At 69.2% G+C, this 26,782-nt stretch carries 29 protein-coding genes and 1 pseudogene; 10 read left to right on the plus strand and 20 right to left on the minus strand.

Going from position 1 to position 26,782, the window contains the following annotated elements; genetic code table 11:
* The 9 genes and pseudogenes from HPO96_RS30120 to HPO96_RS30160 all read right to left on the minus strand — a co-directional run.
* Nucleotides 1–305 (minus strand): annotated as a pseudogene (locus HPO96_RS30120) (hypothetical protein); the annotation flags it as partial.
* Nucleotides 305–1,237, minus strand: a complete 933-nt coding sequence (locus tag HPO96_RS30125) for a carbohydrate ABC transporter permease (protein WP_171677775.1) — start codon at nucleotides 1,235–1,237, stop codon at nucleotides 305–307. The gene HPO96_RS30125 and the pseudogene HPO96_RS30120, both read right to left, overlap by 1 nt.
* A 1-nt stretch (nucleotide 1,238) precedes the next feature.
* Nucleotides 1,239–2,495: an ABC transporter substrate-binding protein gene (locus HPO96_RS30130; protein ID WP_171677776.1), complete on the minus strand. Its 1,257-nt coding sequence runs from the start codon at nucleotides 2,493–2,495 to the stop codon at nucleotides 1,239–1,241.
* A gap of 87 nt (nucleotides 2,496–2,582) precedes the next feature.
* Nucleotides 2,583–4,598, minus strand: coding sequence for a hypothetical protein (locus HPO96_RS30135; protein ID WP_171677777.1), 2,016 nt, complete (start codon nucleotides 4,596–4,598; stop codon nucleotides 2,583–2,585).
* Between the two features lie 127 nt (nucleotides 4,599–4,725).
* On the minus strand, nucleotides 4,726–5,307 hold the full coding sequence (locus HPO96_RS30140) for a hypothetical protein (RefSeq protein ID WP_171677778.1): 582 nt from the start codon (nucleotides 5,305–5,307) through the stop codon (nucleotides 4,726–4,728).
* Nucleotides 5,304–6,455 (minus strand): L-histidine N(alpha)-methyltransferase, encoded by a 1,152-nt coding sequence (locus tag HPO96_RS30145; RefSeq protein ID WP_171677779.1) that lies wholly within the window; start codon nucleotides 6,453–6,455, stop codon nucleotides 5,304–5,306. Before HPO96_RS30145 ends, HPO96_RS30140 begins: the two co-directional genes overlap by 4 nt.
* Nucleotides 6,456–6,798: 343 nt before the next feature.
* Nucleotides 6,799–6,999, minus strand: a complete 201-nt coding sequence (locus HPO96_RS30150) for a cold shock domain-containing protein (protein ID WP_171677780.1) — start codon at nucleotides 6,997–6,999, stop codon at nucleotides 6,799–6,801.
* Between the two features lie 110 nt (nucleotides 7,000–7,109).
* The gene (locus HPO96_RS30155) at nucleotides 7,110–7,289 is read right to left on the minus strand and encodes a hypothetical protein (RefSeq protein WP_171677781.1); all 180 of its coding nucleotides are present in this window, start codon (nucleotides 7,287–7,289) and stop codon (nucleotides 7,110–7,112) included.
* On the minus strand, nucleotides 7,286–8,560 hold the full coding sequence (locus HPO96_RS30160) for a PspC domain-containing protein (RefSeq protein ID WP_171677782.1): 1,275 nt from the start codon (nucleotides 8,558–8,560) through the stop codon (nucleotides 7,286–7,288). The genes HPO96_RS30155 and HPO96_RS30160 overlap by 4 nt, the downstream gene beginning before the upstream one ends.
* Nucleotides 8,561–8,743: 183 nt before the next feature.
* On the opposite strand from HPO96_RS30160, the gene HPO96_RS30165 reads away from it, so the two are divergent.
* From HPO96_RS30165 to HPO96_RS30175, 3 genes are read left to right on the plus strand one after another with little or no spacing between them, the layout of a single operon-like run.
* Nucleotides 8,744–10,435: an ATP-binding protein gene (locus HPO96_RS30165; RefSeq protein WP_238355682.1), complete on the plus strand. Its 1,692-nt coding sequence runs from the start codon at nucleotides 8,744–8,746 to the stop codon at nucleotides 10,433–10,435.
* Nucleotides 10,432–11,073, plus strand: a complete 642-nt coding sequence (locus HPO96_RS30170) for a response regulator (protein WP_171677783.1) — start codon at nucleotides 10,432–10,434, stop codon at nucleotides 11,071–11,073. The genes HPO96_RS30165 and HPO96_RS30170 overlap by 4 nt, the downstream gene beginning before the upstream one ends.
* Nucleotides 11,074–11,102: 29 nt before the next feature.
* Complete coding sequence (locus tag HPO96_RS30175) at nucleotides 11,103–11,453, plus strand: hypothetical protein (protein ID WP_171677784.1); 351 nt, start codon at nucleotides 11,103–11,105, stop codon at nucleotides 11,451–11,453.
* A gap of 1 nt (nucleotide 11,454) precedes the next feature.
* On the opposite strand, the gene rpsR is transcribed toward HPO96_RS30175, so the two are convergent.
* Complete coding sequence (rpsR, locus tag HPO96_RS30180) at nucleotides 11,455–11,697, minus strand: 30S ribosomal protein S18 (protein WP_171677785.1); 243 nt, start codon at nucleotides 11,695–11,697, stop codon at nucleotides 11,455–11,457.
* A gap of 49 nt (nucleotides 11,698–11,746) precedes the next feature.
* Here rpsR and rpmF point away from each other — a divergent pair, with 49 nt between their 5' ends.
* Both rpmF and HPO96_RS30190 read left to right on the plus strand, forming a co-directional pair.
* Entirely contained in the window at nucleotides 11,747–11,908 is a 162-nt protein-coding gene (rpmF, locus tag HPO96_RS30185) for a 50S ribosomal protein L32 (protein WP_171677786.1), read from the plus strand.
* Nucleotides 11,909–12,009: 101 nt separating this feature from the next.
* Nucleotides 12,010–13,332: a C1 family peptidase gene (locus HPO96_RS30190; protein ID WP_171677787.1), complete on the plus strand. Its 1,323-nt coding sequence runs from the start codon at nucleotides 12,010–12,012 to the stop codon at nucleotides 13,330–13,332.
* On the opposite strand, the gene HPO96_RS30195 is transcribed toward HPO96_RS30190, so the two are convergent.
* Both HPO96_RS30195 and HPO96_RS30200 read right to left on the minus strand, forming a co-directional pair.
* Complete coding sequence (locus HPO96_RS30195; RefSeq protein WP_238355683.1) at nucleotides 13,329–14,063, minus strand: alpha/beta fold hydrolase; 735 nt, start codon at nucleotides 14,061–14,063, stop codon at nucleotides 13,329–13,331. The two genes, HPO96_RS30190 and HPO96_RS30195, sit on opposite strands and share 4 nt — an antisense overlap.
* Nucleotides 14,051–14,782: a PIG-L deacetylase family protein gene (locus HPO96_RS30200; RefSeq protein ID WP_171677788.1), complete on the minus strand. Its 732-nt coding sequence runs from the start codon at nucleotides 14,780–14,782 to the stop codon at nucleotides 14,051–14,053. Before HPO96_RS30200 ends, HPO96_RS30195 begins: the two co-directional genes overlap by 13 nt.
* A 25-nt stretch (nucleotides 14,783–14,807) precedes the next feature.
* Between HPO96_RS30200 and HPO96_RS30205 the strand changes: the two genes are divergently transcribed.
* A complete protein-coding gene (locus HPO96_RS30205; protein WP_171677789.1) occupies nucleotides 14,808–15,893 on the plus strand; it encodes a serine hydrolase in 1,086 nt (361 codons plus the stop codon).
* Here the strand turns inward: HPO96_RS30205 and HPO96_RS30210 are convergent.
* Together HPO96_RS30210 and HPO96_RS30215 are read right to left on the minus strand one after the other, a co-directional pair.
* Nucleotides 15,890–16,498 (minus strand): ClpP family protease, encoded by a 609-nt coding sequence (locus HPO96_RS30210; RefSeq protein WP_171677790.1) that lies wholly within the window; start codon nucleotides 16,496–16,498, stop codon nucleotides 15,890–15,892. The genes HPO96_RS30205 and HPO96_RS30210 overlap by 4 nt on opposite strands.
* Nucleotides 16,495–17,091: a ClpP family protease gene (locus HPO96_RS30215; RefSeq protein WP_171677791.1), complete on the minus strand. Its 597-nt coding sequence runs from the start codon at nucleotides 17,089–17,091 to the stop codon at nucleotides 16,495–16,497. Before HPO96_RS30215 ends, HPO96_RS30210 begins: the two co-directional genes overlap by 4 nt.
* Before the next feature lie 99 nt (nucleotides 17,092–17,190).
* Here HPO96_RS30215 and HPO96_RS30220 point away from each other — a divergent pair, with 99 nt between their 5' ends.
* Nucleotides 17,191–17,568, plus strand: coding sequence for a hypothetical protein (locus tag HPO96_RS30220; RefSeq protein WP_171677792.1), 378 nt, complete (start codon nucleotides 17,191–17,193; stop codon nucleotides 17,566–17,568).
* On the opposite strand, the gene HPO96_RS30225 is transcribed toward HPO96_RS30220, so the two are convergent.
* Nucleotides 17,549–18,163: a class I SAM-dependent methyltransferase gene (locus HPO96_RS30225; RefSeq protein WP_171677793.1), complete on the minus strand. Its 615-nt coding sequence runs from the start codon at nucleotides 18,161–18,163 to the stop codon at nucleotides 17,549–17,551. The two genes, HPO96_RS30220 and HPO96_RS30225, sit on opposite strands and share 20 nt — an antisense overlap.
* A gap of 3 nt (nucleotides 18,164–18,166) precedes the next feature.
* On the minus strand, nucleotides 18,167–19,033 hold the full coding sequence (locus HPO96_RS30230; RefSeq protein ID WP_238355684.1) for an alpha/beta hydrolase: 867 nt from the start codon (nucleotides 19,031–19,033) through the stop codon (nucleotides 18,167–18,169).
* An 81-nt stretch (nucleotides 19,034–19,114) separates the two neighbouring features.
* On the opposite strand from HPO96_RS30230, the gene pcrA reads away from it, so the two are divergent.
* The gene (gene pcrA / locus HPO96_RS30235) at nucleotides 19,115–21,433 is read left to right on the plus strand and encodes a DNA helicase PcrA (RefSeq protein WP_171677795.1); all 2,319 of its coding nucleotides are present in this window, start codon (nucleotides 19,115–19,117) and stop codon (nucleotides 21,431–21,433) included.
* Between the two features lie 96 nt (nucleotides 21,434–21,529).
* Nucleotides 21,530–22,093: a hypothetical protein gene (locus HPO96_RS30240; protein ID WP_171677796.1), complete on the plus strand. Its 564-nt coding sequence runs from the start codon at nucleotides 21,530–21,532 to the stop codon at nucleotides 22,091–22,093.
* On the opposite strand, the gene HPO96_RS30245 is transcribed toward HPO96_RS30240, so the two are convergent.
* A complete protein-coding gene (locus HPO96_RS30245; RefSeq protein WP_171677797.1) occupies nucleotides 22,090–23,064 on the minus strand; it encodes a serine aminopeptidase domain-containing protein in 975 nt (324 codons plus the stop codon). The genes HPO96_RS30240 and HPO96_RS30245 overlap by 4 nt on opposite strands.
* Nucleotides 23,065–23,093: 29 nt before the next feature.
* On the opposite strand from HPO96_RS30245, the gene HPO96_RS30250 reads away from it, so the two are divergent.
* A complete protein-coding gene (locus tag HPO96_RS30250) occupies nucleotides 23,094–23,918 on the plus strand; it encodes a PaaX family transcriptional regulator (protein ID WP_171677798.1) in 825 nt (274 codons plus the stop codon).
* Here the strand turns inward: HPO96_RS30250 and HPO96_RS30255 are convergent.
* The 3 genes from HPO96_RS30255 to HPO96_RS30265 are packed head-to-tail and all read right to left on the minus strand — an operon-like array spanning nucleotide 23,848 to nucleotide 26,457.
* Entirely contained in the window at nucleotides 23,848–25,170 is a 1,323-nt protein-coding gene (locus tag HPO96_RS30255) for a lanthionine synthetase LanC family protein (RefSeq protein ID WP_202886624.1), read from the minus strand. The two genes, HPO96_RS30250 and HPO96_RS30255, sit on opposite strands and share 71 nt — an antisense overlap.
* Nucleotides 25,134–25,652 (minus strand): DUF6886 family protein, encoded by a 519-nt coding sequence (locus HPO96_RS30260; protein WP_171677799.1) that lies wholly within the window; start codon nucleotides 25,650–25,652, stop codon nucleotides 25,134–25,136. The genes HPO96_RS30255 and HPO96_RS30260 overlap by 37 nt, the downstream gene beginning before the upstream one ends.
* Before the next feature lie 49 nt (nucleotides 25,653–25,701).
* Nucleotides 25,702–26,457 (minus strand): M23 family metallopeptidase, encoded by a 756-nt coding sequence (locus tag HPO96_RS30265; protein ID WP_171677800.1) that lies wholly within the window; start codon nucleotides 26,455–26,457, stop codon nucleotides 25,702–25,704.
* Between the last annotated feature and the right edge of the window lie 325 nt (nucleotides 26,458–26,782).

Consider the following 26,782-nt stretch of genomic DNA (forward strand, 5'->3'; position numbering starts at 1 on the left):
GCGACCACCGAGATCAGCGAGTAGAGCAGCGAGTTCAGCGTCCAGCGCGGGATGTTCGAGCTGGACAACACGTGCGCGAAGTTCTCGAAGGTCCAGGTCGACGGGTTGAACGCGCCGGGAAAGGTCTGGCCGCTGTCCGGCGCGAAGGCGACCAGCACCATCGCCGCGAACGGCAGGATCGTCACGATCGCGGTCAGCAGCAGCAAGGTCGGCAGCGTCAGCCGGGCCACCGGCCGCGAGCCCTTCGACGACGGGCCGGCGCTCGACGGACGGCGTACCTTCGGGCGGTCGAGCAGGTTCACCATCAGTCGTCCCTCCCGACGAGGCGGCGCTGGATCAGCGAGATCACCAGCACGATCAGGAAGAGCGCGATCCCGATCGCGCTGGCGTAACCGAAGTCGAAGTACTTGAAACCGCTGTCGTAGAGGAAGTAGACGAGCGAGTAGCTGGAGCGGACCGGCCCGCCGCCGGTCATCACGTACATCGCGTCGAAGACCTGGAACGAGCCGATCGTTTCGATCACCAGCACGAAGAACAGCACCGGCCGCAGCTGCGGCAGCGTGATGTAGCGGAACCGCTGCCAGGCCGAGGCGCCGTCGATCTGCGCGGCCTCCAGGTAGGACGCCGGGACGGCCTGCAGCCCGGCGAGCAGGATCAGCATCGAGTAGCCGAACCCCTTCCAGGCCGACGTCACCGCGATCGACGCGAGCACCGATCCGGAATCGCCGAGGAAGTCGACCGGGCCGATGCCGGCGAGGCCGAGGACGGCGTTCAGCAGGCCGTCCTCGACGTCGTAGATCCAGCGCCAGATCACCGCGGCCAGCACGATGCTGGTCACGTAGGGGAGGAAGAAGACACCGCGGAAGAACCCGCGACGCCAGACCACCTGGTGCAGCAACATGGCGGTGCCCAGCGAGATGAGCACCGTCAGTGGAACGAAGATGAGGGTGTAGGTCAGCGTGACCAGCAGGCTCTGGTGGAACACGGAGTCCGTGACCAGCCTGGTGTAGTTGTCGAAGGCAATGAACTTCCAGCGCCCGCTGAGCCGGTAGTCGGTCAGCGAGAGCCAGAGCGCTCCGACCACCGGCAGGAACCGGAAGGCCAGGAACAGCAACAGCATCGGTGCCACGAACACCAGCCCGACCCACGCCCGGCGCCGCGGACCGTGCCGCCCCCTGAGCGGCGCGGGACGTGGCGTCCGGGCGCGGGAGCTCCGGCCGACGCCGACCTCGGTCATCTCATCGGCCCAGGAGGGCGTTGGCCTGCTTGGCCGCGTCGTCGAGGGCCTGCTGCGGTGCCTTCTTACCGGTCAGAACGGCCTGGATCTCCACCGCGAGCAGTGACATCACCTGCCGGGCCGCCGTGTTCGGCTCCCCGGGGAAGGCGTACTGCAGCGAGTCCGCGAACTTCTGCGCGGTCGGGTCGGCGATCTCGGCCGTCGCGTCGGTGCGCGGGGTGAAGTAGCCGGTCGCCTTGCTCAGCGCCTGCATCTGTGCGGGCTGGATCATGAACGACACGAACTTCTTCGCGGCGCCGACATTCTCCGAGGCCGCGTTCACCGCAAGGCCGCCGGGGATGCCGTAGCCGACCTGCTTGGCGCCGGTCAGCGGCGTCCCGACCTCGAGGTTGCCCGCGCCCCAGGTCTTGGCCGCGGTCGCGGCGTTCGCCGGGGTCGCGGTGAAGGCCATCGCGACGGTGCCCTTGCCGAGCGGCTGGTTGTCGATCGCGTTCGCGTTGGTCAGCGCGCTCTTCGGGATCGCGCCCTCGTCGAACAGCGTCTTCAGGAAGGTCAGCGCCTCGACCCCCGGCGGCTGGTTGAAGGCGACCGTCTTGCCGTCATCGGCGAAGACCTTGCCGCCGGCCTGCCAGAGCAGCGGGTAGAAGTTCAGGTTCAGCGTGGTCTCCGGCGAGGCGGAGTAGTCGAGGGTCGAGAAACCCGCGGCCTTGATCTTCGGCGCGGCCGCCTTGATCTCGTCCCAGGTGGCGGGCGGTTTGGCGATCCCGGCCTTGGTCAGCACGGTCTTGTTGTAGATGGTGGTGGTGACGGTCTGGTAGATCGGCGCGGCGTACACCTTGCCGTCGACGGTCAGGCCCGGGATCGAGTTCGGCAGGAACTTCGCCTTGTCGGCCTCGACGACGTCGTCGATCGGCTCCAGCGAGCCGTTCTTGACGTACTGCGGCAACTGGTCGGGGATCTGCAGGACGACGTCCGGGCCCTTACGGCCGGCGAACGCGGTGGCGAGTTTCTCGTCGCGTTTGTCCCAGGGCTGCATCTCGAGTTTGAGGTCGACGTCGGTGTTCGCGGCCTCGAAGTCCTTCTCGACCTTCTCCCAGTACGCCGTACTCGCGGCCTGGTCGGCGATCACCGGATACATCCAGAGGGTGACGGCCTGCTTCTCGGAGCCGGAGCCGCCGCTGTCGCCGCAGGCGGCCAGCGCGGCGGTGAGGACAAGTGCTGTGAGTGGCGCCGCGACGCGGCGAACGGTGGATTTCATCACAACCCCCAAATGCCCGGGAGGGGCGAAAAGTTGAGTGACCCAATAACGGTCAGGACCGAAAGTAATAGGAAGGATTTTCTGCTGTCAACGCCCGATATCGACTCGGAACAGTTCGGGCCCGTTGCTGAAGACCAGCCGCTGGCCACCCTGGACGGCGAGCCGTCGATGCGGGTGCTCCAGGTACAGCTTCGGCGTCTGCCAGCGGCCGGGCGCGATCCGGTAGATCTTGTTCAGGTCGATGCTGACGTACACCCCGTCCCGGGTCGCGACGATGTCACCGGTGGCGGTCGTCGTCCCCAGGGCGAAGGACCTCAGCACTGTCCCATGACGAGGGTCCAACTCGAACACGGTTTTACTGGCCACGCCCCACAGCCGGCCGTCCGGGCCGAAGGTCACCGACGACACGGTCGGTGCCTTGGGCACCGGTACCGATTCCCACAGTTTCACGCCGCGGGCGACGTCCCAGGCGAAGACCGTGCCGGACTCGCGGGTGGGCTTCGTCGTCCCGAGGCCGCCGGTGATCGAGGTGCCGCCGTAGACGATGCCTTGGCGCGCGGTCAGCCCGAACACGCTCTCGTCCTGGACGACGTTGCGGTACGACGCCGTCTCACCGGTGCGCGGGTCGTGGATGGCCAGTGCCCCGCCCAGCCGATCGCCGTCCGGGACGGTGCCGACCGCGATCTTGCCGTTCACCTCGACCAGCGCCCGGGCGCGCATCTGCAGCACGGGTTTGAGGTTGACCGCGAGTTTCGGATTGTCCGGCGACCCAGGCGGGCCGGGCGCGTACTCCGGGCTGCTCCAGGCCTGGGCGGGGTTGTACGAATAGAGCCGGGCCTCGGGATACGTCCCGATCCAGACCCGGCCGTCGGCGGCCTCCAGGATGGCTTCGGTCTGCGAGAAGCGGTTGAACTGACCCACCCCGGTCTTCGGATCGGTCGCCGTGACCCCGCCGTTCAGGTAGCCGCCGGTGTAGATCAACTTGTCGCCACCCGATAGCGCCAAGATCTCGATCGGCTCCCGGCGGACGTCGGTCAGGAAGATCTCCGACTTGCCTGTCTGGGGGTTGTACCGGAACTCCTCGCCACGCCACAGCGTGCCGACCACGCTGGTGCCGGGGTAGTCGGGCAGGCCGAGCTCGGCGAACCCGATCGAGCGCGCGTTCTGGATCCGGCCGGTGAACCTCAGGCCGGTCCCGGTCAGGGTCTTGGTGGCCGGGTCGTACTCACGCAGCTCACTCGCCTGGATGAAGTAGAGCTCGCCGTTCGCGCCGACCGGCGAGATGTCCAGGCCGTGTGCGAGCGGGATCTCGTCGACCCAGGTGCGGGACGCGATGTCCCAGACGTACATCGGCATCGGGAACGCGCCGCCGACCCGGATGTAGACCCGGCCGGCCCGGACGCTGAGGTCGTAGACCGACTTGAGCAGCGGGTCGCCGAGGTTCGGCGGCGACGGCAGCTCGGTCTTCGCGCCGGTCGCGGCGTCGATCTCCATGATGTGCGCGTCCGGGAGCGATCCGGTGTAGATCTTGCCGTTCGCGTAGCCGATGGATTTCACGTACGGCTGGCTGGCGAGCACCTTCCCGTAGTCGCGGATCGCGCCGGTGGTGTGGTCGAAGCGGAACATCCGGCCGCCGGGATAGGTGCCGCCGTACACATTGCCCTGCTCGTCGGTGGTGAGCGCCCAGATGAACGACTCGCTGGCCAGCGGGCGGCCGAGATCCTCGACGGAGGTCGCGCCGGGGCGGAGCCGATAGAGATGACCGTTGTTGTAGGTGCCGACGTACATCGTGCCGTCGGGGGTGGCGACCACGGTGTAGCTGCCCTCGGCGCCCGGCAGCGGAACGGACAGCAGGCTGGCGCCGTTCACCGGGTTGATCGCGTTCAGGTACGCCGGGGCGCCGGCCGAGATGTTCCAGATCGCGGTCTGCCCGTTCGGGCCGCGGGCGACGGTGCCGCCGATCAACAGGACGTCGGACAGCGGGACGCCGAGCGACACCGCCTCGGCTCGCGGTGGCGAGCCGCCGGAAGCGGTGGGGGCAGTCGGCGCGATGACCAGAGCGGTCGCGACTACCAGGGCCAGGAGCGGGCGGAATGATCGCATGCGATTGCCTCCGGGGGTGCCGTATTTACGGTCCTGTCCGAAAGTAAGCGCCGAAGCCGTGGCGAAGTCAACGGCTCAGCGCGGATTGCCGCTTCTGGCAGGAACGGCTCGATTACGGCCGTGCCCGTTAGACCTGAGGCACCTTGGGGATCAGGTCCGTCAGCTGCTTGCGGGTGACGGCGAAGAAGCTGTCCGGCCGGTGCAGGGCGCGGTGGAAGGCAGCCAGCTCGACGGCGGACGCCGACGCGGAGAAGGTGCTGATCTCGGTCAGGTCGAGGCGGCGGTTGAAGAGGTGGACGGTGTCCCGCCAGCGATGCAGCATGCTGACCAGCTCGGCGTCCCGATGCAGGCCGATCGCGCCGGAGCCGAGCGCCGAGTCGACGGCCGAGACCACCAGCCGCGGGTACACCTGCCGGGTGTTCGGAGCCTGCGGCGAGAAGCGGTCGTCGTCCAGGAGCCGGGTGTTCTCCTGCAGCTCGCGCGCGACGGCTCGCAGTACTTCGGTACGTCGCTCTGCTTCAGCGGTGAGCCGCTCGACGAAGATGCCGGCCAGCCCGGCGACCAGGGTCAAGGAGTTCACGGCCGGCTCCCAGCGGGAGTTCTCCGGCCAGAAGAACCAGATCACGCCGAGCACGAAGGCCAGGCCGAGAAGCCCGTAGCTGACGACGGTGACGATCGTCCGCCGGGACGCCGCCCACCGCGATCTCATCGCGCCCAGATGTCGTCGGCCAGGGTGTGGTCGGCCTCCTCGGCGCCCTCCGGCGCGAGCAGCAACAGCTCCAGGCCGAACGGGTTCGGCCGGCGCTGGTAGCGGAACTGGGACTGGATCGCCTCGACCGGCGTCAGCTTGCAGGCCGTCGTCAGCCGCTTCAGGCGAGCGGTGGAGTACTTGCGGGTGGTGTAGAGGCGGATCGTGTCGCCGACCGGCAGCGGGACCTCGGTGTGGTCGGGCAGGCCCATCCGGATCTCGGCGTCGGTGTCGTTCTGCCAGAGGATCTTCACCAGCAGCGCGTCGTCGTCCTCGATCTCGCCGACGAACTTGACCCGCTCGTTCTCGATCTTGAGGTCGGTGTTGTAGCGCAGCGCGCTGGTCACGAACTCCGCGAAAGCGCGCGTCTGGTGGTACTCGTCGGCGGCGGCGTCCGCGCTGGCCTGGTCGAGGCGCGTCGTACTGGCGACCTCCAGGAGCAGGCGGTCCTGCGGGCGGAGCGCCTGGGCGATGAGGCGCAGCAGGTCCTCGTCGTCCTCGAAGTTGGCCAGGGTGTTACCGGTCAGGGTGTAGAGCAGCGGCTCGTCGTCGACCAGCCGGCCGAGCATCTGGCCGAGCTCTTTCATGTTGTGGGCCAGCGAGAAGTCGAGCTGGACCGGTAGCACCTGCTCGATCGGGAACCGGGCGCTGCGGACCGGCTCCACGGTGCCGAGCCGGAGCATCTCCGAGCTCATGTCGACCGGGACGTAGAACATGTTCGGGTTGCTGCGGCGCAGGTCCTCGAGGATCGTCCGGTCCTTGACACCGGTGCCGATGCCGAGGCTGACGAAGTGGTAGCCGCCCTTGTCGAGATGCGGCCGGACCTTGCGCCAGTGCCGCAGGAAGGACTCCGTGCCGGCCTTCATCACCAGGTAGAACGGGTCGCTGGTCGCGTTCGCCCAGGCGATCGTCGGGCCGATCCCCCAGTAGGAGAAGCCGGAGGTGATCTGCTTGCCGTCGCCGGTGGTCGAGACCGGGCCGCGCAGGTCGGCGGTCAGTGTCGCGAGCTTGTCGGTCTGATCCTCACCGGTCAGCACCAGCGACCACGTGAAGTCGTGGTCGGTCAGTGCCTTCTCGAGCCTGCGGATCACGTGTACCGGCTCAGTCACGTCTGGAACCCCTCCCACGGTGAGGTGGTCAGGTTACCGGTTACCGTCCGGCGCCGCAGGCCGGAAACCCCGCGCCGTCAGACGGCGGTGACTGCTTCGGCTTCGCGGCCTCTCAGGGGAACCAGTGCCGTCGGGCAGCGCGGTGTCGAGCGTGGGTGAGTGGAGGGCCGGGCGAGGTGCCGCGTGGCTGGTCCGAGCTATGTGCAGCCGTCAGACGGCGGTGACGGCTTCGGCTTCGCGGCCTCTCAGGGGAACCGGTGCCGTCGGGCAGCGCGGTGTCGAGCGTGGGTGAGTGGAGGGCCGGGCGAGGTGCCGCGTGGCTGGTCCGAGCTGTGTGCAGCCTTCAGACGGCGGTGACTGCTTCGGCTTCGCGGCCTTTCGGGCCGTCGATGATGTCGAATTCGACGGGCTGGCCGTCTTCGAGGGTCTTGTAGCCGTCGGTGACGATCTTGCTCCAGTGGACGAAGACGTCGTCCTGGCCGTCGACGGCGAGAAAGCCGTAACCCTTGTCGGCGTTGAACCACTTCACGGTGCCGCGCACCATCGGATACTCCTGTGACCACGGGACCCGCTGCACCCGGACCCCTCGGGTAACTTGCCCACCGGGAGCCCGATGAGCGCGCAACAGCCTAACTTACCGGTTGGTCGGACCGCTCAGCCGCGGTGGGCGGCGGCCAGGCCGACGGCGCCGGCGGCGAGCAGCAGGAGGGCGCCGGTGAGGCCGAGGTCCTTGGTCTGCAGGACGCCCTGCTCGTTCAGGAACCAGATCGTCGCGCCGCCGGACAGCACGGTGCCGGCGATGATCCCGGAGATATCGGGTTTCGGCTTCTTCATCCGCGTTCCACCTTGATCGAGCCGAGTTTGAGGTCCAGGTCCAGGGTGACCTTGGCCGGGCCGGCGGCGCGGTCGGCGCCCAGGTCGTCCAGCCGGAGGGTCGCGTTGTGCCCGCTGCGGCTCTGGCCGAGCCCGTTCACGTCGCCGAGATCGGCGTCCAGCTGGCCGACGACGTCGACGTCCTTCGGCAGTTTGATCAGCACGTCACCCGCCCGGCCGTGGACGTCGACCTTCGCACCCGGCCCGAACGTCGCCTTGGTCAGGTCGAGGTGCACGGTGCCGGCCTCGAAGGTGTACGACGTCCCGGTCGCGCCGATCACCTGCCCGGCCGGGGCGACCAGGTTCACGTCCGCGAGGTTCTTCGGGACGTTCGGGAACAGCGTGCTCGCGGCCACTCCGGCGGCCAGCAGCAGACCGAGCGGCAGCAGGGCCGCCGTCCGGCCGGCGAAACCGCCGAACAGCATGCCCAGGCCGAGGACGGCGATACCCAGCAGCAGCATGTTCGGGGTCGACAGCCCCGCGATCGCTCCGATGCCGATCGTGGCGCCGGTGAGCAGCACGATGATCGACTTCAGCCCGCGGACGCCCTTGACCGGCGGCTCGGCCGGTCTGGTGACAGCCGGGGCTGGTGGTTCGTCGACGTACAAGCCGAGGGGGTCGTCCTCGGTCCACACAGGCTGGACCGGTGCGACGGTGCGGTCCTGTGGACGCTGCGGGGCCGAGGACGACGGACCCGTCGAGGTTGCCGACGGGCCGGTCGGAGGTGGTGTGTCCTGCACACCAGTTGCCGGACCGCCGGTCGCGGGCTGCGGAGCCGGGGCCCACTGGGCGCTGGGACTGGGACTGCGGCCCTTGCGGCTCCGGGCGACCAGCCAGATCACGGCGAGCACGATGACCGGGCCGGGGAGGAAGCGGCCGAAGTTGAACGACGACATCACCGCGATCGCCGTGAAGACCGCCGCGCCGACCACGATCGGGCCTACCCACGGGTGGTCCGGGCGGATCCGGTCGCCGAGCAGGCCCTGCGCGGCCGAGCGGTCGGTCGCCTCGTCGGGCATCAGGACCCAGGCGGCGATGTAGAAGATGACGCCGGGGCCGCTGAGGATCAGCACGGCCATCACCACGCGGATCAGCACCGGGTCGATACCGAGGGAGCGGCCGATCCCGCCGCAGACGCCGGCGAGCATCCGGTCCGACCGGCTGCGCAGCCACTGCATGTTCTGCAGGCGGCTGCGGTCGAACCCAGCGGGTCCAGTCGAGTTCTGCTCCATGGCATCGATACTGCCGCGTTCCGGCGTCCGGCGACATCGGGGAACCCCCGGATCCGCGGTCGGGGTGGGCCGACCTCGGGGATCACCCCGAACCGACCCTGAGCGTCGTCCGCGGCCGCTTGAGGAGCCGGCCGGGGAGAAGCCTGCTGGTGTCGGCCCGGTCGGCATGTGACGATCGTGGTGATGAGCCAGCCAGCTTCCGCCGCGCCCACGGGCGGGACCTCCGACACCGGAGCCCCACCCGAGGCCACCCCTGCGCCGGACGAGTCGCAGCAGAGCGAGTCGCCCTGGCGCTACAAGGGGTGGGGGCCTGCGGGGCCAAGCCAATACCAAGGGCCGTACGCCGCGTACGCCGCCCGCAACGGCGGACTGCCCGGCGGGCTAGGTGGTCGCGGTGGGCCGCAGGCCGGCTCCGGTGAGCCTGGTGTCGGACGAGGGCCGGCCGGGTTGGGCGGGGCGGCGGGTGCGCCGGGAGGCGCCGGCTATGCCGGTGCGCCGGGAACAGCTGGAGCCGGGCCGGGGGCCTACGGCGGCGGTGCCGCCGGGCCGGGAGCCGCCTACGGCGGCGGTGCCGCGGGCGCGGGTGGTGCTGGGGCGCACGGCGGGTTGCCGCCGGTTCGGCGGGCTTATCGGCGGACTGAGGGGCGGGTGGTTGCTGGGGTTGCGGGGGGTGTGGCGGACCACCTGGGGGTTTCGGACACAGTTGTGCGGCTGGTGCTGATTGCGACCACGATTTTTGGTGGGTTCGGCGTACTGATTTATGCGGCGTTGTGGTTTCTGATGCCGTTGGGGACGCCGGGGGTGCCGGCGGCGCCGGGTTTGGCTGCGCATACGCGGAGTGGGATGCGGTCGGACGAGCCGCCGCCTCCGGTGGCTGAGGCTCGGGCGCAGAAGCGGGAGAAGAGCCACGGGCAGGTGACCGCTCTGGTGGTCGTCGGGTTCGGTGTGCTGTTGCTGTTGAAGGTCGCCAACGTGGGGATCGCCGGGACGATGTTCTGGCCGCTGGTCTTCGCGGGCACCGGTCTGGCGCTGATCTGGCGGCAGGCGGACGAGGGGCAGCGCAACGAGTGGACGAAGGGCGTCAAAGTCCCCGTCCTCGGCGTACTACTCGGCAAGGGCGGCTGGAAGTCACTGGTCCGGATCGTCGTCGGCCTGGTGCTGATCGGCACCGCCGTGACTGTCTTCCTGGTGCAGAACGGCCGCCTGTCGCAGGTAGGCGACGTACTAATCGCATTACTACTAGCGGTCGTCGGCCTCGGTGTGATCGCCGGTCCGTGGGTGCACCGGCTGACTCGCGATCTGAACGCCGAACGCGCGGAGCGGATCCGTTCGCAGGAGCGGGCCGACATGGCCGCCCACCTGCACGACTCCGTCCTTCAGACGCTCGCATTGATCCAGAAGCAAGCCAACGATCCCAGAGCGGTCGCAACGCTCGCCCGCTCCCAAGAGCGTGAGCTGCGGTCCTGGCTGTACGACGAGGACGACCGCACCGACCAGACGATCGCCGGCGCCGCCAAACGCGCCGCGGCCGAGGTCGAGGACTCGCACGGCGTGCCGATCGAGGTGGTGACCGTCGGCGACTGCGAGCTGAGCGAGCAGCTGTCGGCGATGGTCCGCGCGGCGCGGGAGTCGATGGTGAACGCGGCCAAGCACTCCGGTGCGGCCAAGATCGACGTGTTCGTCGAGGTGGACGGCGACCGCGTGGAGATGTTCGTCCGCGACCGGGGCAAGGGGTTCGACGTGGACGGCGTCCCCGATGACCGCCTCGGGTTGCGGCACAGTGTGATGGGCAGAATGGAACGGCACGGCGGCCGCGCGACAGTGCGGTCCGATCCGGAGACTGGCACCGAAGTGCGACTGGAGATGGACAGATGAGCAGCAGGCGCGTTGTCGTCATCGACGATCACGACATGTTCCGGGCCGGGGTGCGCAGTGAGATCGGCGCCTCGGTCGACATCGTCGGCGAGGGAGCGGACGTCGACAGCGCGGTGAAGGCGATCGTCGCCGCCGAGCCGGATGTCGTCCTCCTCGACGTCCACCTGCCCGGCGGCGGTGGCACCGAGGTGATGAAGCAGGTGCACCAGCGGCACCCGGAGATCAAGTTCCTGGCGCTGTCGGTGTCGGACGCCGCCGAGGACGTGATCGGCGTGATCCGCGGCGGCGCGCGCGGCTACGTGACCAAGAACATCAGCGGCGCCGAGCTGGTCGACGCGATCAACCGGGTGGCCGAGGGCGACGCGGTGTTCTCGCCGCGGCTGGCCGGCTTCGTGCTCGACGCCTTCTCCGGCGCGATCGACATCTCGTCCGTCGACGAGGACCTGGACCGGCTGTCGCAGCGCGAGCGCGAGGTGCTGCGGCTGATCGCCCGCGGCTACGCCTACAAGGAGGTGGCCCGCGAGCTGTTCATCTCGGTGAAGACCGTCGAGACCCACGTCTCCTCGGTCCTGCGCAAGCTGCAGCTCTCCAACCGCCACGAGCTCACCCGCTGGGCCACCGACCGCCGCCTGGTCTGACGCTCCCGCGCCAGCACTAGGCTGACCGCATGGACTTCGTGCACCAACTGCTGACGTTTCTGCACTTGATCGGGTTCGCGTCGCTGTTCGGCGGGTTCTTCACCCAGCTGAAGGCGAAGGCGCCGGTGGTGAATGCGGCGATGCTGCACGGCGCGCTGACGCAGCTGGTGACCGGCGTCCTGCTGGTCGGGCTCGCGTCCGGGATCAAGGACGACGACTTCACCGTGAACAACGCCAAGATCGGCGTGAAGCTGCTCGTCGTTCTGGTGATCACCGGGGTGGTGTTCGCCTACCGCAAGAAGCCGGCGCTGACCCGGGGAATGTTCTTCGCGATCGGCGGCCTGACCGCGGCCAACGCCGCCATCGCGGTCTTCTGGTGAGTCAGCGGTTGGTCGAGGTGTAGGGCAGGAGCGCCATCTCGCGGGCGTTCTTGATCGCCCGCGCGACCTGCTTCTGCTGCTGGACGGTGAGTCCGGTCACCCGCCGGGAGCGGATCTTGCCGCGGTCGGAGATGAACTTCCGCAGCAGCGCGGTGTCCTTGTAGTCGACGACCGTGATGCCGTCCCGGTCGAGCGGGTTCTGCTTGGGTTTGCGCTTGGCGCCCGGCGCGGGACGTCGTGCCATCGATCGAGCTCCTTTGGTGTTGAAAGTCATTTTCATTTAGCATAGCTCCATGGCCGTTCCGAAGCGCAAGATGTCCAGGTCCAACACCCGTAAGCGGCGGGCCCAGTGGAAGGCCGCGCCGGTCGAGCTGGTGCCGATTGTGGTGGACGGCAAACAGCTGCGGGTGCCGCGGGCGCTGGTGCGGGCGTACCAGCGCGGTCTCATCGACTGAGACGCCGGACCGGAACCGGGTGGCGGGTTGTGGACAGGGCACCGATTCGCCACCCCGGGCGCGGCGCTACGGGGTTGGCGGCTGAGATACCGTCGATGGTTATGGAGCGGAATCTCACCCCCGAACAGCTCGCGCTCTTCGAGAAGGAGTTCGCGTCGAACCCGCAGTACCGGGTGATGCAGAACGCCGTCACGCAGACGCCGGTCGCCAACCTCGCCCTCGACCGCCAGGTCGTCACCTCCATCGACCATTCGGTCTCCGATCTGCTGGACGACTGGAAGGTCACCAGCCAGAAGAAGAGCGGGCGTTGCTGGTTGTTCGCCGGGCTGAATCTGCTGCGCGCCGGCGCGGCCGAGAAGCTCGGCGTGAAGGACTTCGAGTTCTCCCAGAACTACCTGTTCTTCTGGGACAAGTTCGAGCGCTCGAACTTCTTCCTCGAGGCGATCATCGAGACCGCCGGCCGCGATGTCGACGACCGGACGGTGGCGCACCTGCTGTCCGACCCGATCGGCGACGGCGGCCAGTGGAACATGTTCGTCGCGCTGGTCCGCAAACACGGCCTGGTGCCGAAGACCGCGATGCCGGAGACCGAGAGCTCCTCGGCCAGCGCCCAGATGAACGACACGCTCCGCAAGCTGCTCCGCCAGGGCGCCCGCGACCTGCGCGCGATCGAGGGTGACGAGGCGCGCCGCGAGCGTAAGCGCGAGCTGCTCACCACCATCCACCGCGTGCTCAGCATCCACCTCGGCACGCCGCCGCAGAAGTTCCTGTGGCAGTGGAAGGACAGCGACAAGGGCTTCCACCGCGACGGCTGGACGACGCCGGCCGAGTTCGCGGCGGCGTACGTCCAGGTGCCGCTCGACGAGTACGTCTGTCTCGTGCACGACCCGCGGGAGTCGAGCCCGGTCGGCAAGACCTTCACCGTCGACTACCTCGGCAACGTGATCGACGCCCCGCCGGTCACCTACCTGAACGTCGAGATCGAGCTGATGAAGAAGCTCACCCAGGACGCGATCGTCGGCGGCGAGCCGGTCTGGTTCGGCTGTGACGTCGGCAAGCAGATGAACGCCGACCTGGGCTACTGGGACGCCAAGCTCTACGACTACGGCTCGATCTACGACACCGCGTTCACGCTGAACAAGGCCGAGCGGCTGCTGCACCACGAGACCCTGATGACGCATGCGATGCTCTTCACCGGCGTCGACCTCGTCGACGGCGAGCCGCGCCGCTGGCGGGTCGAGAACAGCTGGGGTGACGAGAAGGCGGACTCGGGCTTCTGGACCATGAACGACTCCTGGTACGGCGAGCACGTCTTCGAGATCGCCGTCCGCCGGTCCGCGCTCCCCGCCGAGCTGCAGGCCCGCCTCGACGAGACGCCGATCGTGCTCCCCGCCTGGGACCCGATGGGCGCCCTCGCCGACTAGAGCATCAGCCGCAAGGCTTCGGACGGCCTCTCCAGGGTGGGTAAATGGCCCGCCCAGGGGAGGTCGATTCGTTCCGCCTTCGGGAGGCGGTCGAGCAGGTACGCCGCGCTGTCGGCGAAGAACCGGAAGTCGTGGGCGCCGGTGATGACGCGGGTCGGTGCGCTGATCTGCTCCGGCGTGATCGGGTGTTCCCGGTTGTCGACGTCGCAGGCCGGGAGCTGAAGCTCGAAGGCGCGTTTCTGCATGGTGTGCAGGAGTTCGCGCGCCTGCTCGTCGGCTTCGGGGCCCAGCCAGCGGTCGACGTTGAGCTGAGTGGCGGCATCGACGTCACCGGCTTCGAGGAGGCGGTTCTCCTCGGCCCAGAGCGCGCGCAGGGCGTCGTCCGGTTCGACGTTGTCGGTGGGCGCGCAGAGCAGGACGAGGCGGTTGAAGCGAGCCGGCTGGCTGCTGGCTGCCTGCTGGACGACGTAGCCGCCGAACGAGGCGCCGACGGCGGTGACCTCGTCGACGCCGAGCTCGTCCAGGACGTTGAGGACGTCGTCGGCATCGGAGTACTCCGGTGCGATCGGGCTGTCGCCGTAGCCGCGGAGGTCGACCGCGATCACGCGGTGGGTCTGCTGGAGCTCGGCGACCTGTGGCTGCCACATCCGGCGGTCGGCCACGCCGGCGTGGACCAGGAGGAGCGGCGGGCCGTCGCCGTGGACGTCGTACGCGAGTGTCATATGCCCCATCGGATCACGGTGAAGGGCTCGGCGTAACTGGTTTTCGGCAAGCCCGCGAGGCCAGCGCGGCGCTGGGCGAGCTGACGCATCCGGGCAGCCAGGTCGTCGGGGTTGCGGTGCTGGCTGGTGTGGGAGAGCAGCGCGGCGATCTTCTGGTCGATGGTGTCGGTGATGTCGACGTAGTGGTTCACCTCCGGATGTTCGACCAGCCAGAGCTCGTTGACGTCCCATGCCGCTTCGGTGAGCTCGGTGAAGGCGTACGGGTTGCCGGCCGCGGGGTAGCAGGCGCGGAGCGTTGCCTCACCGGCGGCCAGGTGGTCGGGGTGTGAGACCTGCAGACGCTCCCAGTTCCGCTCCGGGGAGGAGCTGATCACCCGCTGCGGGCGGACCTGCCGGATCACCCGGACGATGTCGCGGACCAGCTCCCGAGTGGGGTCGACAGCGCCATCGGCGTACCCGAGGAAGTGCAGATCGGTGACGCCGACGTGTTCCGCGGCCGCTGTCTGCTCGGCTCGGCGTACGGCTGGGATGTCGGCCCGGTCTCGCTCCGGCTCGAAGCCGCCCTCCTGACCGTCCGTGACGACGCAGTAGTGCACCTCGATCCCCGCTTTGGTCCACGACGCGACCGTGCCGGCCGCTGCGAAGTCGATGTCGTCCGGGTGGGCGACCACGGCAAGCACACGTTCGATTTCACGGTCAGGTCGCGGATTCGCTGCAGGCACGCTCATTTCATCGACCTTAGCTTGATCGTGCGTGCACTCTGGAGTGGTGGAGTTCGGCGGCGAGTGTGATCCGCGGGAGGTCGGTCTGGACGCCGCTCGATTGGGTACGGCGATCGAGCAGGTGCGGTCCCGGCGCGGCGTGGCGCAGCTGTGTGTGATCAAGGACGGCCGGGTTGTGGTCGACAGATCGTTCGGCTGTGCGCCGGAGTCGCTGTTCTGGCTGTTCTCGGCCAGCAAGCCGTACGTCGCGATTCTGGTCCATCAGTTGGTGGAGTCCGGCGTACTGCATCTCGACGACGAGGTGGCGGCGTACTGGCCGCAGTTCGCGGGGGAGGGGAAGGACGGGATCACCGTCCGCGACGTGCTGCGGCATCGGTCCGGGCTGACGACGGTTGGGTCGTACTTGTCCGACGTCCGGGCGATGAGTGATTGGGATCGGTCGCTGCGCCGAATCGAGCAGGCGCGGCGGACGTACGCGATCGGGACGGTTGCCTACAGCCCGTTGGCGTCAGGCTTCGTCCTGGGCGAGTTGGTGCAGCGGATCACCCGGCACCCGCTGCCCGACGTGCTGCGGGAGGCGGTGCTCGGGCCGCTCGGTGTGCACAACACCTACCTCGGGCAGCCGTCCGAGCTGTGGGGGCGGCAGGTGCCGTTGAAGGTCAGTGGAGTGACCGGTCCGGTCGTGCAGTCGATCTTGAACCGGCGTAGTACGCGCGAAGCCGTCATCCCGGCCGGTGGCGTCTCCACCACCGCGCGCGACCTCGCTGAGCTCTACCTGATGCTGCTGCGTGGCGGCATCGGTACGTCGGGCCGCGTGCTACGCCCGGAGTCGATCGCAGCCGCCGTCACACCGACCAGCGAGGGCGAAGTCGACCGCTGGGCGCAGCTGCCGATCCGGTGGGGGCAGGGGTTCCAGCTGGCCCGGCCGGACTCGGCGTTCGGTCAGTTGAGCAGCCCACGGACGTTCGGGCACAACGGCAGCAACTGTTGTATCGGCTGGGCCGACCCGGACCGACAGCTCGCCTACGCCTATCTGACCGACCACCTCGGCCGTGGGCCCGCGGAACGGGCCCACCACGCCGCCGTCGCGGACCGAGTCCTCGCTGCGGCCGGCTAACTGAACACCGGCACCGGAACGCGTTGCTGGACGACGTGGTCGACGATGCCGTACTCCTTGGCCGCCTCTGCCGTCAGCACGTGGTCGCGGTCGGTGTCGTGCCGCAGCTTCTCGATGCTCTGCCCAGTGTGCTCGGAGAGGATCGACTCGACCTGGCCACGTACCCGGACCACCTCGTCCGCCTGCAGGATCAGGTCCGGAATCGTGCCCCGACCCCGTGCGGCCGGTTGGTGCAGGACGACCCGAGCATGTGGCAGTACCGCGCGCTGCCCGGGCGCACCGGCCGCCAGCAACACCGCACCGGCCGCAATGGCCTGCCCGACGCCGAACGTCTCTACCGGTGCTGAGATGAACCGCATCGTGTCGTAGATCGCCAGCGCGGCCGTCATGTCACCGCCCTCGCAGTTGATGTAGAGCTTGATCGGCGACTCGGCGCTCTCGGCTTCCAGATGCAGGAGCTGTGCGATCAGCGCGTTGGCGACGCCGGCGTCGATCGCCGTCCCGAGGTACATGATCCGCTCGGAGAGCAGGAACGAGTAGACGTCCATCACCCGCTCACCGCGCGGATGCTGGGTGATGACGTTCGGAATCGTGTAGCTGCTCATGCGGCCGTCCCCTCCAGAGGCATCACCTGGTCGAACGACGAGACGATGTGATCGATGAAGCCGTAGTCGCGGGCTTCCTCCGCGGTGTACCAGTGGTCGTGGCGCGAGTCCTCGTGGACGACGTCGAACGGCTGCCCGGTGTCGTCGGCGACCAGCGTGAGCACGGTGTCCCGGATGTGCCGCAGATCGTTGGCCTGGATCTCGATCTCGACCGCCGAGCCGCCGATGCCGGCCGAGCCCTGGTGCATCAGGATGCGGGCGTGCCGGAGGGCGTACCGCTTCCCCGGCGTACCGGCCGAGAGCAGGAACTGACCGGCGCTGCAGGCCAGCCCGATCGCCAGCGTCGACACGTCACAGGGCACCAGCCGCATCACGTCGCGGATCGCGAGCATCGACGGCACCGATCCGCCGAGCGAGTGGATCCACAACGCGATGTCGCGCTCGGGGTCCTCGGCGGCCAGCGTCAGGAGCTGGGTGGCGAGCAGGGTGCCGTTGTCGTCGTCGAGGGTTCCGTCCAGGACGACGACGCGGCGGTCGAGCAGCCGCTGCCGCGCGGTCGAGTTGAACAGCGGTGCTTTGGGGTCATCTGCCATACGTTCCACTCTGGCCGGGCGCCATCCGCGTTCCCCAGTTTTTCTGCTGACGGCAAGTCTGCTCTCAGCCGACAAGATGCTGTGGCAGGCTCTCGCGCTGTGAACCTGAGCGACACCGCGATCCTGGTGGCAGATGACCTGTCCGACTCCGAGCGCACCCTGCTGGCTCGTACGGCGACTCCCGCCGCGACGCTACTCGGCGCGGTCTCGATGATCCTCCGGACGACGCTCTTCAGCGCGGACCCGGCCGCCTGGGTCGACATGTGGCAGGCCCGCCCCGACCTCGCCCGGATCGAGTGGATGGACGGCCCCGAACTCTCCGAAGTCGTCGCCCACCTCGCCGCCAAGGACTACGAAGGCCAGATCGAAGGCGTCCCCGGCCTCCGCATCACCTCCTGCAACGACCACACCGCCGACATGCTCTGGCTCGGGGCCGCGACCCCGGTCGAACTCCAGCTCACCCGCCAGCTTTCGTAGCCCGGCCCAGGATGTGCGGCGCCGCCGGATTGAATCCGGTGGCGGGGAAGTCGAACCGGTCGACCTCGGTCACGGTGAAGCCGGCCGCGGTGATCGCGCCGAGGGTGTCGCGGTGCAGGTGGCAGCCGCCCGACAGCGCTGGGTAGATGGTCGCGTCGAGGACGCGCTGGAGCCGGCCGGGCATGCCGGCCACATGCTCGTAGAACCGGAGCTCGCCGTCCGGCCGGAGGACGCGTCGCGCCTCGGCGAGCGTGGTCGCCTGGTCGGGGACCGAGCAGAGGACGAGCGACGTGACGACGGCGTCCATCGAGTTCTCCGCGAGTGGGAGGCGATCCGCGGTGCCGTCGACGACCTGGACCGGGACGGACGCCGGCGCGGACTCGGCGCGGGCCCGCAGATACGGCTCGGGCTCGACAGCGAGCACGCTCGTCACGGACGGCGGGTAGTGGCCGAAGTTGCCGCCGTCGCCGCAGCCGATCTCGACCACCGCGCCCGACAGCCCCGCCAGCAGCCGGGCCCGATGCGCGGCCACCCCCTGGGCATCCATTTGCGGGCGCACGCGCGCGTAGATCCTGGCGAAGACGGGATGGCCCATGCGCTACAGCTTCGCAGCCAACCGGTCCGCCAGGTCCGCCGGAAAGGCGTGTCCCAGCCCGGGCACCCGCTCGATCTCACACCCGAACCCGGTCAGCGCGTCCGCCGCGGCGTCCACCACCTCGAGCAGGTCGTCGTCGGTCCCGATCCAAATAGTTGCCGGTGACAACTTGTTGGCCGCGCTCGCCGGCAACTCACGCAACGCCGGCGCCAACGCCAGGACGCCGCTCGCCGGGCTCGGCTCCGCCGTGAACGCCCAGTTCAGCGCGACCCGCCCACCCGCGGAGAACCCCGCCGCGACAACCGGCAGCCCGGCCAGCTCGGCGGGCAGACCGGCAAGCGCGCGAGCGATATCAGCCGCCGCCTGCGCGGGATCAGGCCACGTCCGGTACATCGGCGACATCCGCCGCGACGACTCCACACAAACCAGCGCATACCCAAGTTCGAGCACCCCCGCCCAATCCCGCCGAGCATGCTCCGCACCCTGCCCAGCCCCATGCAACGCCACCACCACTCCAACTGATGGGACCGCCGGGAGAGTGATGCGGGCGGGGGTGGGGTCGTCGGTGGCTCGTTCCGCGGAAGTTGCGACGAGGTGCCGGAAGTCGGGGTTGGCTTGCAACGCTTCGAGGTCGTCGTCTTCGAGGATTTCGGGGCGCCACCAGGCGCCGGCGGCGGCGGCGGACTGGAGGGTGGCGAGGGCGGCGGCCGGGTCGCCCGAAGCGCCTAGAAGACAGGCGCGGAGGTGGGCGAGCTCGGCGGCGTGCGCGGGGAGGTCGGCGGCGTCGAGGGCGGTCAGCGCCTCGGCGTAGCGGCCTTCGCCGTACTGGGCCTCGACGTGGTCGACGAGGTCGTCGTAGCGGGTGTCCATGGGAGGCATCCTGGCAGTTCGGCGGGGCCGACTCGAACCGGTTTTCGAAAGTGTCCGGGGGAGCGCCTAAGGTGTTGGGTGATGACTACGCTGTTCTCGCCTGATGAGCTCCCCGTGCCGCTGGAGGAGCCGAAGAAGCACCGGACCGATCCGGATGCGCTGCTGGCCGGGCTCAACCCGCAGCAGCGGGCCGCTGTCGTGCACGCGGGTAAGCCGCTGCTCGTGGTGGCCGGCGCCGGCTCGGGGAAGACCCGGGTGCTGACGCGGCGGATCGCCTATCTGCTCGGCGCGCGGGATGCGCATCCCGGGTCGATCCTGGCGATCACGTTCACCAACAAGGCGGCCGCCGAGATGCGCGAGCGGGTCGTCGACCTGGTCGGCCCGCGGGCGAAGCTGATGTGGGTCTCGACGTTCCACAGCTCCTGTGTGCGGATCCTGCGCCGCGACATCAAGAAGTTCGGTATCAACCCGACGTTCTCGATCTACGACGCGACCGACTCGCGCCGGCTGATGACGCTGGTCTGCCGCGAGCTCGATCTCGACGTCAAGCGCTACAACCCGCGCGCCGTGCTGAACTGGATCAGCACCCAGAAAAACGAGCTGATCGACCACGAGACCGCGGCGTCCAAGACCGAGAACCATCTCGAGCAGACGTACGCCGAGTGCTACCGGATCTACCAGGAGCGGCTCGCCCAGGCCAACGCGCTGGACTTCGACGACCTGCTGATGACCACGGTCAACCTGCTGCAGGCCTTCCCCGACGTCCGGGAGTACTACCGGCGCCGCTTCCGGCATGTGATGGTCGACGAGTACCAGGACACCAACCACGCGCAGTACACGCTGATCCGCGAGCTCTGCGGGGAGGACGAGCCCGGGGCCGCCGGGCCGACGGCGCCGCCCGCCGAGCTGATGGTGGTCGGCGACTCGGACCAGTCGATCTACGCGTTCCGCGGGGCGACGATCCGCAACATCCTCGCCTTCGAGGAGGATTTCACCGGCGCCGAGACGATCCTGCTCGAACAGAACTACCGCTCCACCCAGACCATCCTGACCGCCGCGAACGCCGTCATCTCGCGGAACGAGGGCCGGATGGCGAAGAACCTGTGGTCCGATCAGGGCCAGGGCGAGCAGATCGCGGTCTACGTCGCCGACAACGAGCACGACGAGGCCCAGTTCGTCGCCGACGAGATCGACCGGCTCGCCGACGCCGACCAGGTGAAACCGAGTGACGTCGCGGTCTTCTACCGGACGAACGCGCAGTCCCGGGTGTTCGAGGAGGTCTTCATCCGGACGGGCCATCCGTACAAGGTGGTCGGCGGCGTCCGGTTCTACGAGCGCAAGGAGGTCCGGGACGCGCTCGCCTACCTGCGCATCCTGGTGAACCCCGAGGACACCGTCTCGCTGCGCCGGATCATGAACGAGCCGAAACGCGGGATCGGCGACCGCGCCGAGGCCGCGATCGAGGCGCTCGCCCAGCGCGAGCGGATCTCGTTCGCCCAGGCGATGCGCCGCGCGCAGGACGCGCCGGCGATGGCGTCCCGCTCGGTGAACGCGGTGCAGGCCTTCGTCGACATCCTCGACGAGCTGACCGCGATGGTCGATTCCGGCGCCCCGCCGGACGACATCCTCGACACCGCGCTGCACCGCTCGACGTACTACGAGACCCTGCAGAAATCCCCCGACCCGCAGGACGAGACCCGCCTGGAGAACCTGGACGAGTTCATCTCGGTGGCCCGCGAGTTCGTCGAGGAGCGGACGGCGGCGGGTGAGCCGGCCGATCTGCAGGCCTTCCTGGAGCGGGTCGCGCTGGTCGCCGACGCCGATCAGATCCCGGATGCCGATGACGACGGCGGTGTCGTCACGCTGATGACGCTGCACACCGCGAAGGGCCTGGAGTTCCCGGTCGTCTTCCTGACCGGTATGGAGGACGGCGTCTTCCCGCACTCGCGATCGCTGACCGACCTCAAGGAGCTCGAGGAGGAGCGCCGGCTGGCCTACGTCGGCATCACCCGGGCCCGGCAGCGGCTGGCGATCTCCCGGGCCGCCGTCCGCTCGGCGTACGGCGCTCCCCAGCACAACCCGCCGTCCCGCTTCCTGGAGGAGATCCCGGCCGAGCTGCTCGACTGGCGCCGCGACGAGTCCGCCATCACCCGCTGGTCCGGCACCGGCACGTCAACCGGCAGCGGTATCCCCAGCCGTTACGAACCGTCGCGACGCACGTCGTCCGACAAGCCCGTCATCAGCCTGAATCCGGGCGACCGAGTGGTCCACGACAGCTTCGGCATGGGCACCGTCGTCGTCGTCCGCGGCGAGGGCCAACAGGCCCAGGCCGATATCGACTTCGGCTCCGAAGGCGTAAAACGCCTGCTCCTGCGCTACGCACCCGTCGAAAAGATCTAGAAGACCTGCGGCAAGAAAGTTTCGTATTGCGTTGCATCTGGGGCGAAGATTGAGACAATCGAGGATCTTCGCCCCTCCTTCGGAAGCGCCCACTTCATGCCCAAGCCGGTAGCAGACAGTCACCGCCGGATCATTCTGGCGGGGGCGAACCCTGGGCTGCGGCTGTTCGACGAGGCGGGGAAGGTGACGGCGTACGCCTCGATCTGGATGGTCGACTGGTCGATCCGGGGCGCCGGGACGGCGGTGGTGTTGTGGTTCGACGGGATCGTGCGGGTGGTCTCGGAGGATGTCGATCTGGCCTCCTGGCTGGAGCGGTACTTCGTCCGGTCGTTCCTCGAGGTGCAGGGCCTGCCGTGGCACGAGCCCGCGGTCGAGCGGGATCTGGTGCAGGTCTCGATGAACCTGGCCGACGGGTTGAGCGCCAAGGCGGCCGATATCCAGATCGAGATGGGCGGCGTGCTGGATCGCCGGCTGTTTGCCACTGACAACTTTCCGCTTGCTGAAGGCAACCATGCGCTGAGTCTGGTGATCGCGCCGGTCCGCTCGGCCACGGTCTCGATCGGCGGCGCGTCCGTCCCCGGTTTCGTCCAGGTCGACGGCACACCGGAGAAGCCCGGCTCCTCCGCATTCCTCACCACAGCTGAGGTTTGGCGGCGCTAGAGCGCTCGCAGCGTTGCCCGGTAGTCGTCGAGGACGCCGGGCGCGAAGACGGCCCGCGGCCAGAGGACGGCGGTCGCGAGGCCGAGCAGCTCGGAGTCCGCAACGTCGGGCCGAGCCATCGAATGCGCGGCCGCGAACCGCCGGACGGTCAGCCGATCGCCGAGCAGCCGTTGATAGGTCGACGCCGTCTCCGCGATGTCGACGTTCCGATCGTGCTCGCCGAGCATCAGGTGCACGGGGATCTTGAGCGCCTGGAGGTCGGCCGTGGCGTCCGCGGTGTAGTTGCGCCGGACGAAGGCCCACCGATCGGCGGCCATCGGCTCCGGGTCGGTGGTCTTGGCCCGGTAGGTGTCGTAGTCCGCGTTCTGCTGGAGGAGCGCGCGCGTCTGATCGCTGACGGCGATTGCCCGGGCGCGCTCGTCCGCGGAAGCCTTCTCATGGTCGAGCTCGGCAAGCAGGTTGAACCGCCCCTGGCGCAGCCAGTTGATCGCCGGGCTGACGGCGACGACGGCGTCCGCCCGCACCTTGGGCAGCACCCAGCCCGCCTGGCTGGCGCCCCACAACACGACCGGCCCAGCCGGGATCTCCGACTGACCGCGAGCCCACTCCAGCACCTGGGACACCTCACTCGCCCGGTCGGCCATGCTCTGGGCGAGCCAATTGCCGGTCGAGCCGCCGATCCCCGGTTTGCTCCACGACAGCGTCGCGAACCCGGCGTCCCCAGCGGCCTCGAACCAGGGCAGGTAGAGCCCGTCGTGCGTCGCCTCGACCGGGCCGTCGCCGTGCACCATCACGACCAGCCCGCGCGCCGGCTCGCCCTCCGGCGTGGCGAGGACGGCGGCCAGCGTGCCACCCGGCACCGGGATCGTCAGCTCGCGCGTCCGGAGCCGGTAGTCGTTCCCGACCAGCGTCACGACGACCCCGGCGCCGAGCAGGGCGAGCACGATCCCAAGAATGATCAACTTACGCACGTTCGTAGCCTAGATGATAGATTCAAGCCATGGTGTCCCCGCGCACGGTCATCGAGGCTTTCCTGCCGAGCCGCGGTGACATCGCGCTGGAGCTGGTCTACGACACCGCGAACGCGGCCGGGATCGCCGACCAGCCGATCCGGCTGGCGTTGCGCCGGATGGTCGCGGCCGGGGAGGTCGTCCAGAGCGGTCGAGGTCGGCAGGCGACGGCTGCGCTGACCGCGGTCGGCCGCGAGCGCCTCGATCAGGACCGGCTCGCCGTCCGGTTGGCCTTCACACAGGATCAAGGCCTCGATCCCTGGGACGGGCGCTGGCGACTGCTCGCGGTCAGCGCGCCGGAGTCCGAGCGGGCGATCCGCGATGGTCTTCGCCGTACGCTCGTCGAGGCAGGCGCGGCCCTCGTCTCGACCGGCCTGTACGTGAGCCCACACGACTTGGCGATCGTCCTCGACAGCAGCGAGTATCTCGTCCACGCCGAGGCGACCGACCTCGACGTCCGTGGCGTCACCGACCCGCAGGCCATCGCCGAGCTGCTCTGGCCCGCCGCACCGACCATTGCGGCGTACGACGCCATCGATGACGCCATCCGGCAGACCGGCCCCCCGCTCGTCCGGCAGCTCCACCTGGCCGAGGCGCTGGAGCACGCGCTGCGCCCCGACCCGCTCCTGCCGCCAGAGCTGCGCGCCAGCCCTTGGCCGCCCGCTGTGGTGCGCCGCCGCTGGTACGACGCCTGGATGGCGCTCACCGAACAACTCCCGGAGGAGCTGCTCTACCGCGGCTGGCTCAGCTGGCCCACCAGTTGTCCAGGTGCGTGGCAATGGCCGCAGGCCGTCCCTGCTCGGCCACCCGGTTGATCCGGAACAGCAGCGCCGCGATCCCGGCCGCGCCCTGCATCCAGCCGACGCCGGGCGGCAGCAGCGGCTCCTCGTTCTTGTGCTCGATGAAACGCCAGTACGCCGTACTGCCGTCGCGGTGCGCGTGATCGACGAGGGTGTCGGCCAGCTGCTTGGCGAAGGCCAGATCCTGCGGCGCGCCGTCCCGTTGGTAGGCCGTCAGGAAGGCGTCGGCCACGCCGGCCGTGCCGCAGCAGCGGCCGTCGTTGTCCCAGAAGCCGGGGTGCAGCCGCTCGGGGAGGCCGGAGTTCCGGACGGCGTCCAGACAGCGCTCTCGCCAGGTCGCGGGCGACTCACCGGCCACCTGGTCGGCACCGGCGTACTGGAGCGCGGAGAACAGCAGACTGGTCCCAGCGCCGCCGTGGCACCAGTTGAACGTGAACTCGTCGCCGTGCCGCTCCTCCCAAGGGATCACCCGGGCGACGCGGAAGCCCTTGCCGTCGTTGATGCCGAGGCTGATCAGGTGCTCAGCACCCTGGCGGCCGGTCTCGACCAGCTCGGGGCGGTCGAGCTCGGCGCCCGCCAGCGCGAGGACGGCCGCGATCCCGGCCAGGCCGTGAGAGAAGTTCGGCATCTGGTACGCCGATGCCTGGCGCAGGTAGCGGCGCGGGACGAACAGCCAGTTCGGCCCGGGCTCCTGCTCGGCCAGCAGCAACTCGACAGCCCGCTCGGCCAGCGGCTGGGCCGGGATGCCGTGGCGGAGCGCCCAGAGCGCGCCCAGCAGCGCGGCGCCCGTCCCCAGCGTCAGATCGTTGGTGACTGCGCCGGGGGCGTAGACGGTCTCGTCCTCGAGGAACGTTTCGTGCCAACCGGCCGGGGTGATCAGCTCCCAGGCGCGCTCGATCGCCGCCGCCGAGCCGGGCTCGCCGAGCGCGGTGAGGATCCCGATCGAGCTGACCAGCCCGTCGAAGAACGTGATCGACGACTCGACCGGGATCGAGCGCCGGACCCGGTCGGCGATCCCGGCCGCGAGCTCCTGCTCGGACGCCGTCCAGGGGCGGCTGAGCTTGATCTCGGCCAGCGTGTAGGCGAGCCCGCCGACACCGCTGTGCATCCCGGTCACGAACTGCTCGGGTTTCGGGCCGTCGCCGGACTCCGGGATCCAGGGGCCGGTGTCGTCCCACCGGACCTGGCCGAGCACCCATGACCAGGCGGCCTCGCCGAGCGCGCCGTACGTCATGGCTTGGCGTTGCGGAGCCGGATACCGCTCCATTCGAGGGTGCTGGCGACGACCTGGTCCCAGAAGTCGTGCAGCCGGTTCAGGACGCGGAGCTGGATGCCCGCCGCGTCGTGCAGCGCGAACAGGTCGCCGACCCGCTCGGCCGGCCCGAGCGGGCGGACCGCGGAGGTGGCGACGAAGGCGGCGTCATGGAGCTCGAACTCCGCGGCGGGCAGCCGATAGGCGTACAACTCGACCGAGCGCATCGCCTCCAGCCAGCCGTACTCGACGGCGTGCACCCGGGTGCCGCCGCCGGCGCCGATGATGCGGGCCTGGTCGTCAGGGGTGGTCGAGGGGCCGACCCACGCCATCGCGCGGGGGCACTGCCTCGGGAACCAGTAGCCCGGGGCGCGGTCGTGGCCGACGGCCCAGACGTACGGCGTGATCCGGCCGGCCGTCTTGGCGACGTACGGCCGGAAGAGCTCGATCGTCGGATCTTCGGAGAAGTGCAGGACCTCTCCGGGGGCGGGACGCATGCCGAAGATCCTAGTACCGCGGCCGCGCGGGATCAGCCCGAATTCGGGATCAGGGGTTCAGGCCGCAGTGGTTGCGCAGCCAGGACATCGGGTTGATCGGGTCGCCGTTACCGGGCCGCACCTCGAAGTGCAGGTGGTTACCGGTCGAGTTACCGGTCGAGCCGACCTCGCCGACCTTGTCACCGGCCATCAGCACGTCGCCGACCGAGACGGCGAACTGGCTCATGTGGTTGTACCAGGTGACGGTGCCGTCGGCGTGCCGGACCTGGACCTGACGGCCGTAGGAGCCGGCCCAGTCGGCGAAGATCACGACGCCGCGCATCACGGTGCCGATCCGGGTACCGCCCGGGGCGGCGAAGTCGAGGCCGGTGTGGTTGCGGGCCCAGCGATCGCCGCCCTGACCGAAGGTCGCGGTGATGTGGTAGCCGGACAGCATCATCTCGCAGCGGTTCAGCGACTCGCGGAGCTTCTTCTCCTCGGCCTTCTTGGCCGCGGCCAGCGCGACGGCGCGCTTGGCGGTCTGGTTGTTGCTCGCGTTCAGCTTCGCGGCGCGGGCCTTGGCCAGCGCGGCGGCGGCCGCCTGCTTCTTGGTGGTCTCGGCCCCGGCCGTCGTCAGGTCGCTGCGCGAGTGGTCGCGGGTGGCGAGCTGGCGGGCCTGGATGCGGGCAGTGGTGATACCGGACAGCGACCCGTTGTCCAGGCTGAGCGCGGCGAGGTTCACCGCGGTGTTCGCCTGGGTCGGCGCGGTCAGGGCGCTGTGGCTGAAGCCGACAGCTCCTGCTGCCGCAGCCAGGGCTGCGGTCAAACCGACGATCTGGGTACTGCTGGGGGTATTACGCCGGGCAACACGATGCTTTGCACTGTGACGTCCTGCGCCGGTCTTGCGCGCAGCGTTGCCGGGCGTGACGCGGTTACCCGCGGCACGGTGCTGGGACACAACGTGGCCTTTCGGTCACAGGGGAGGGGCTTTGACCATCCTCGCCGGGGGTTTATTCCCGGTGAGAACTCATGCACCATAACGGAACAGTCACGGGGCCACAAACCCATCCGGCACATTTCACCCGCCAGCTTCACGAAACTTTTGCATGCGCCGCTGCACGTGCATCAGCCCGATGAGCACAAAGATCCTG

This window comes from Kribbella sandramycini, assembly GCF_013131805.1.
GTDB classification, from domain to species: domain Bacteria; phylum Actinomycetota; class Actinomycetes; order Propionibacteriales; family Kribbellaceae; genus Kribbella; species Kribbella sandramycini.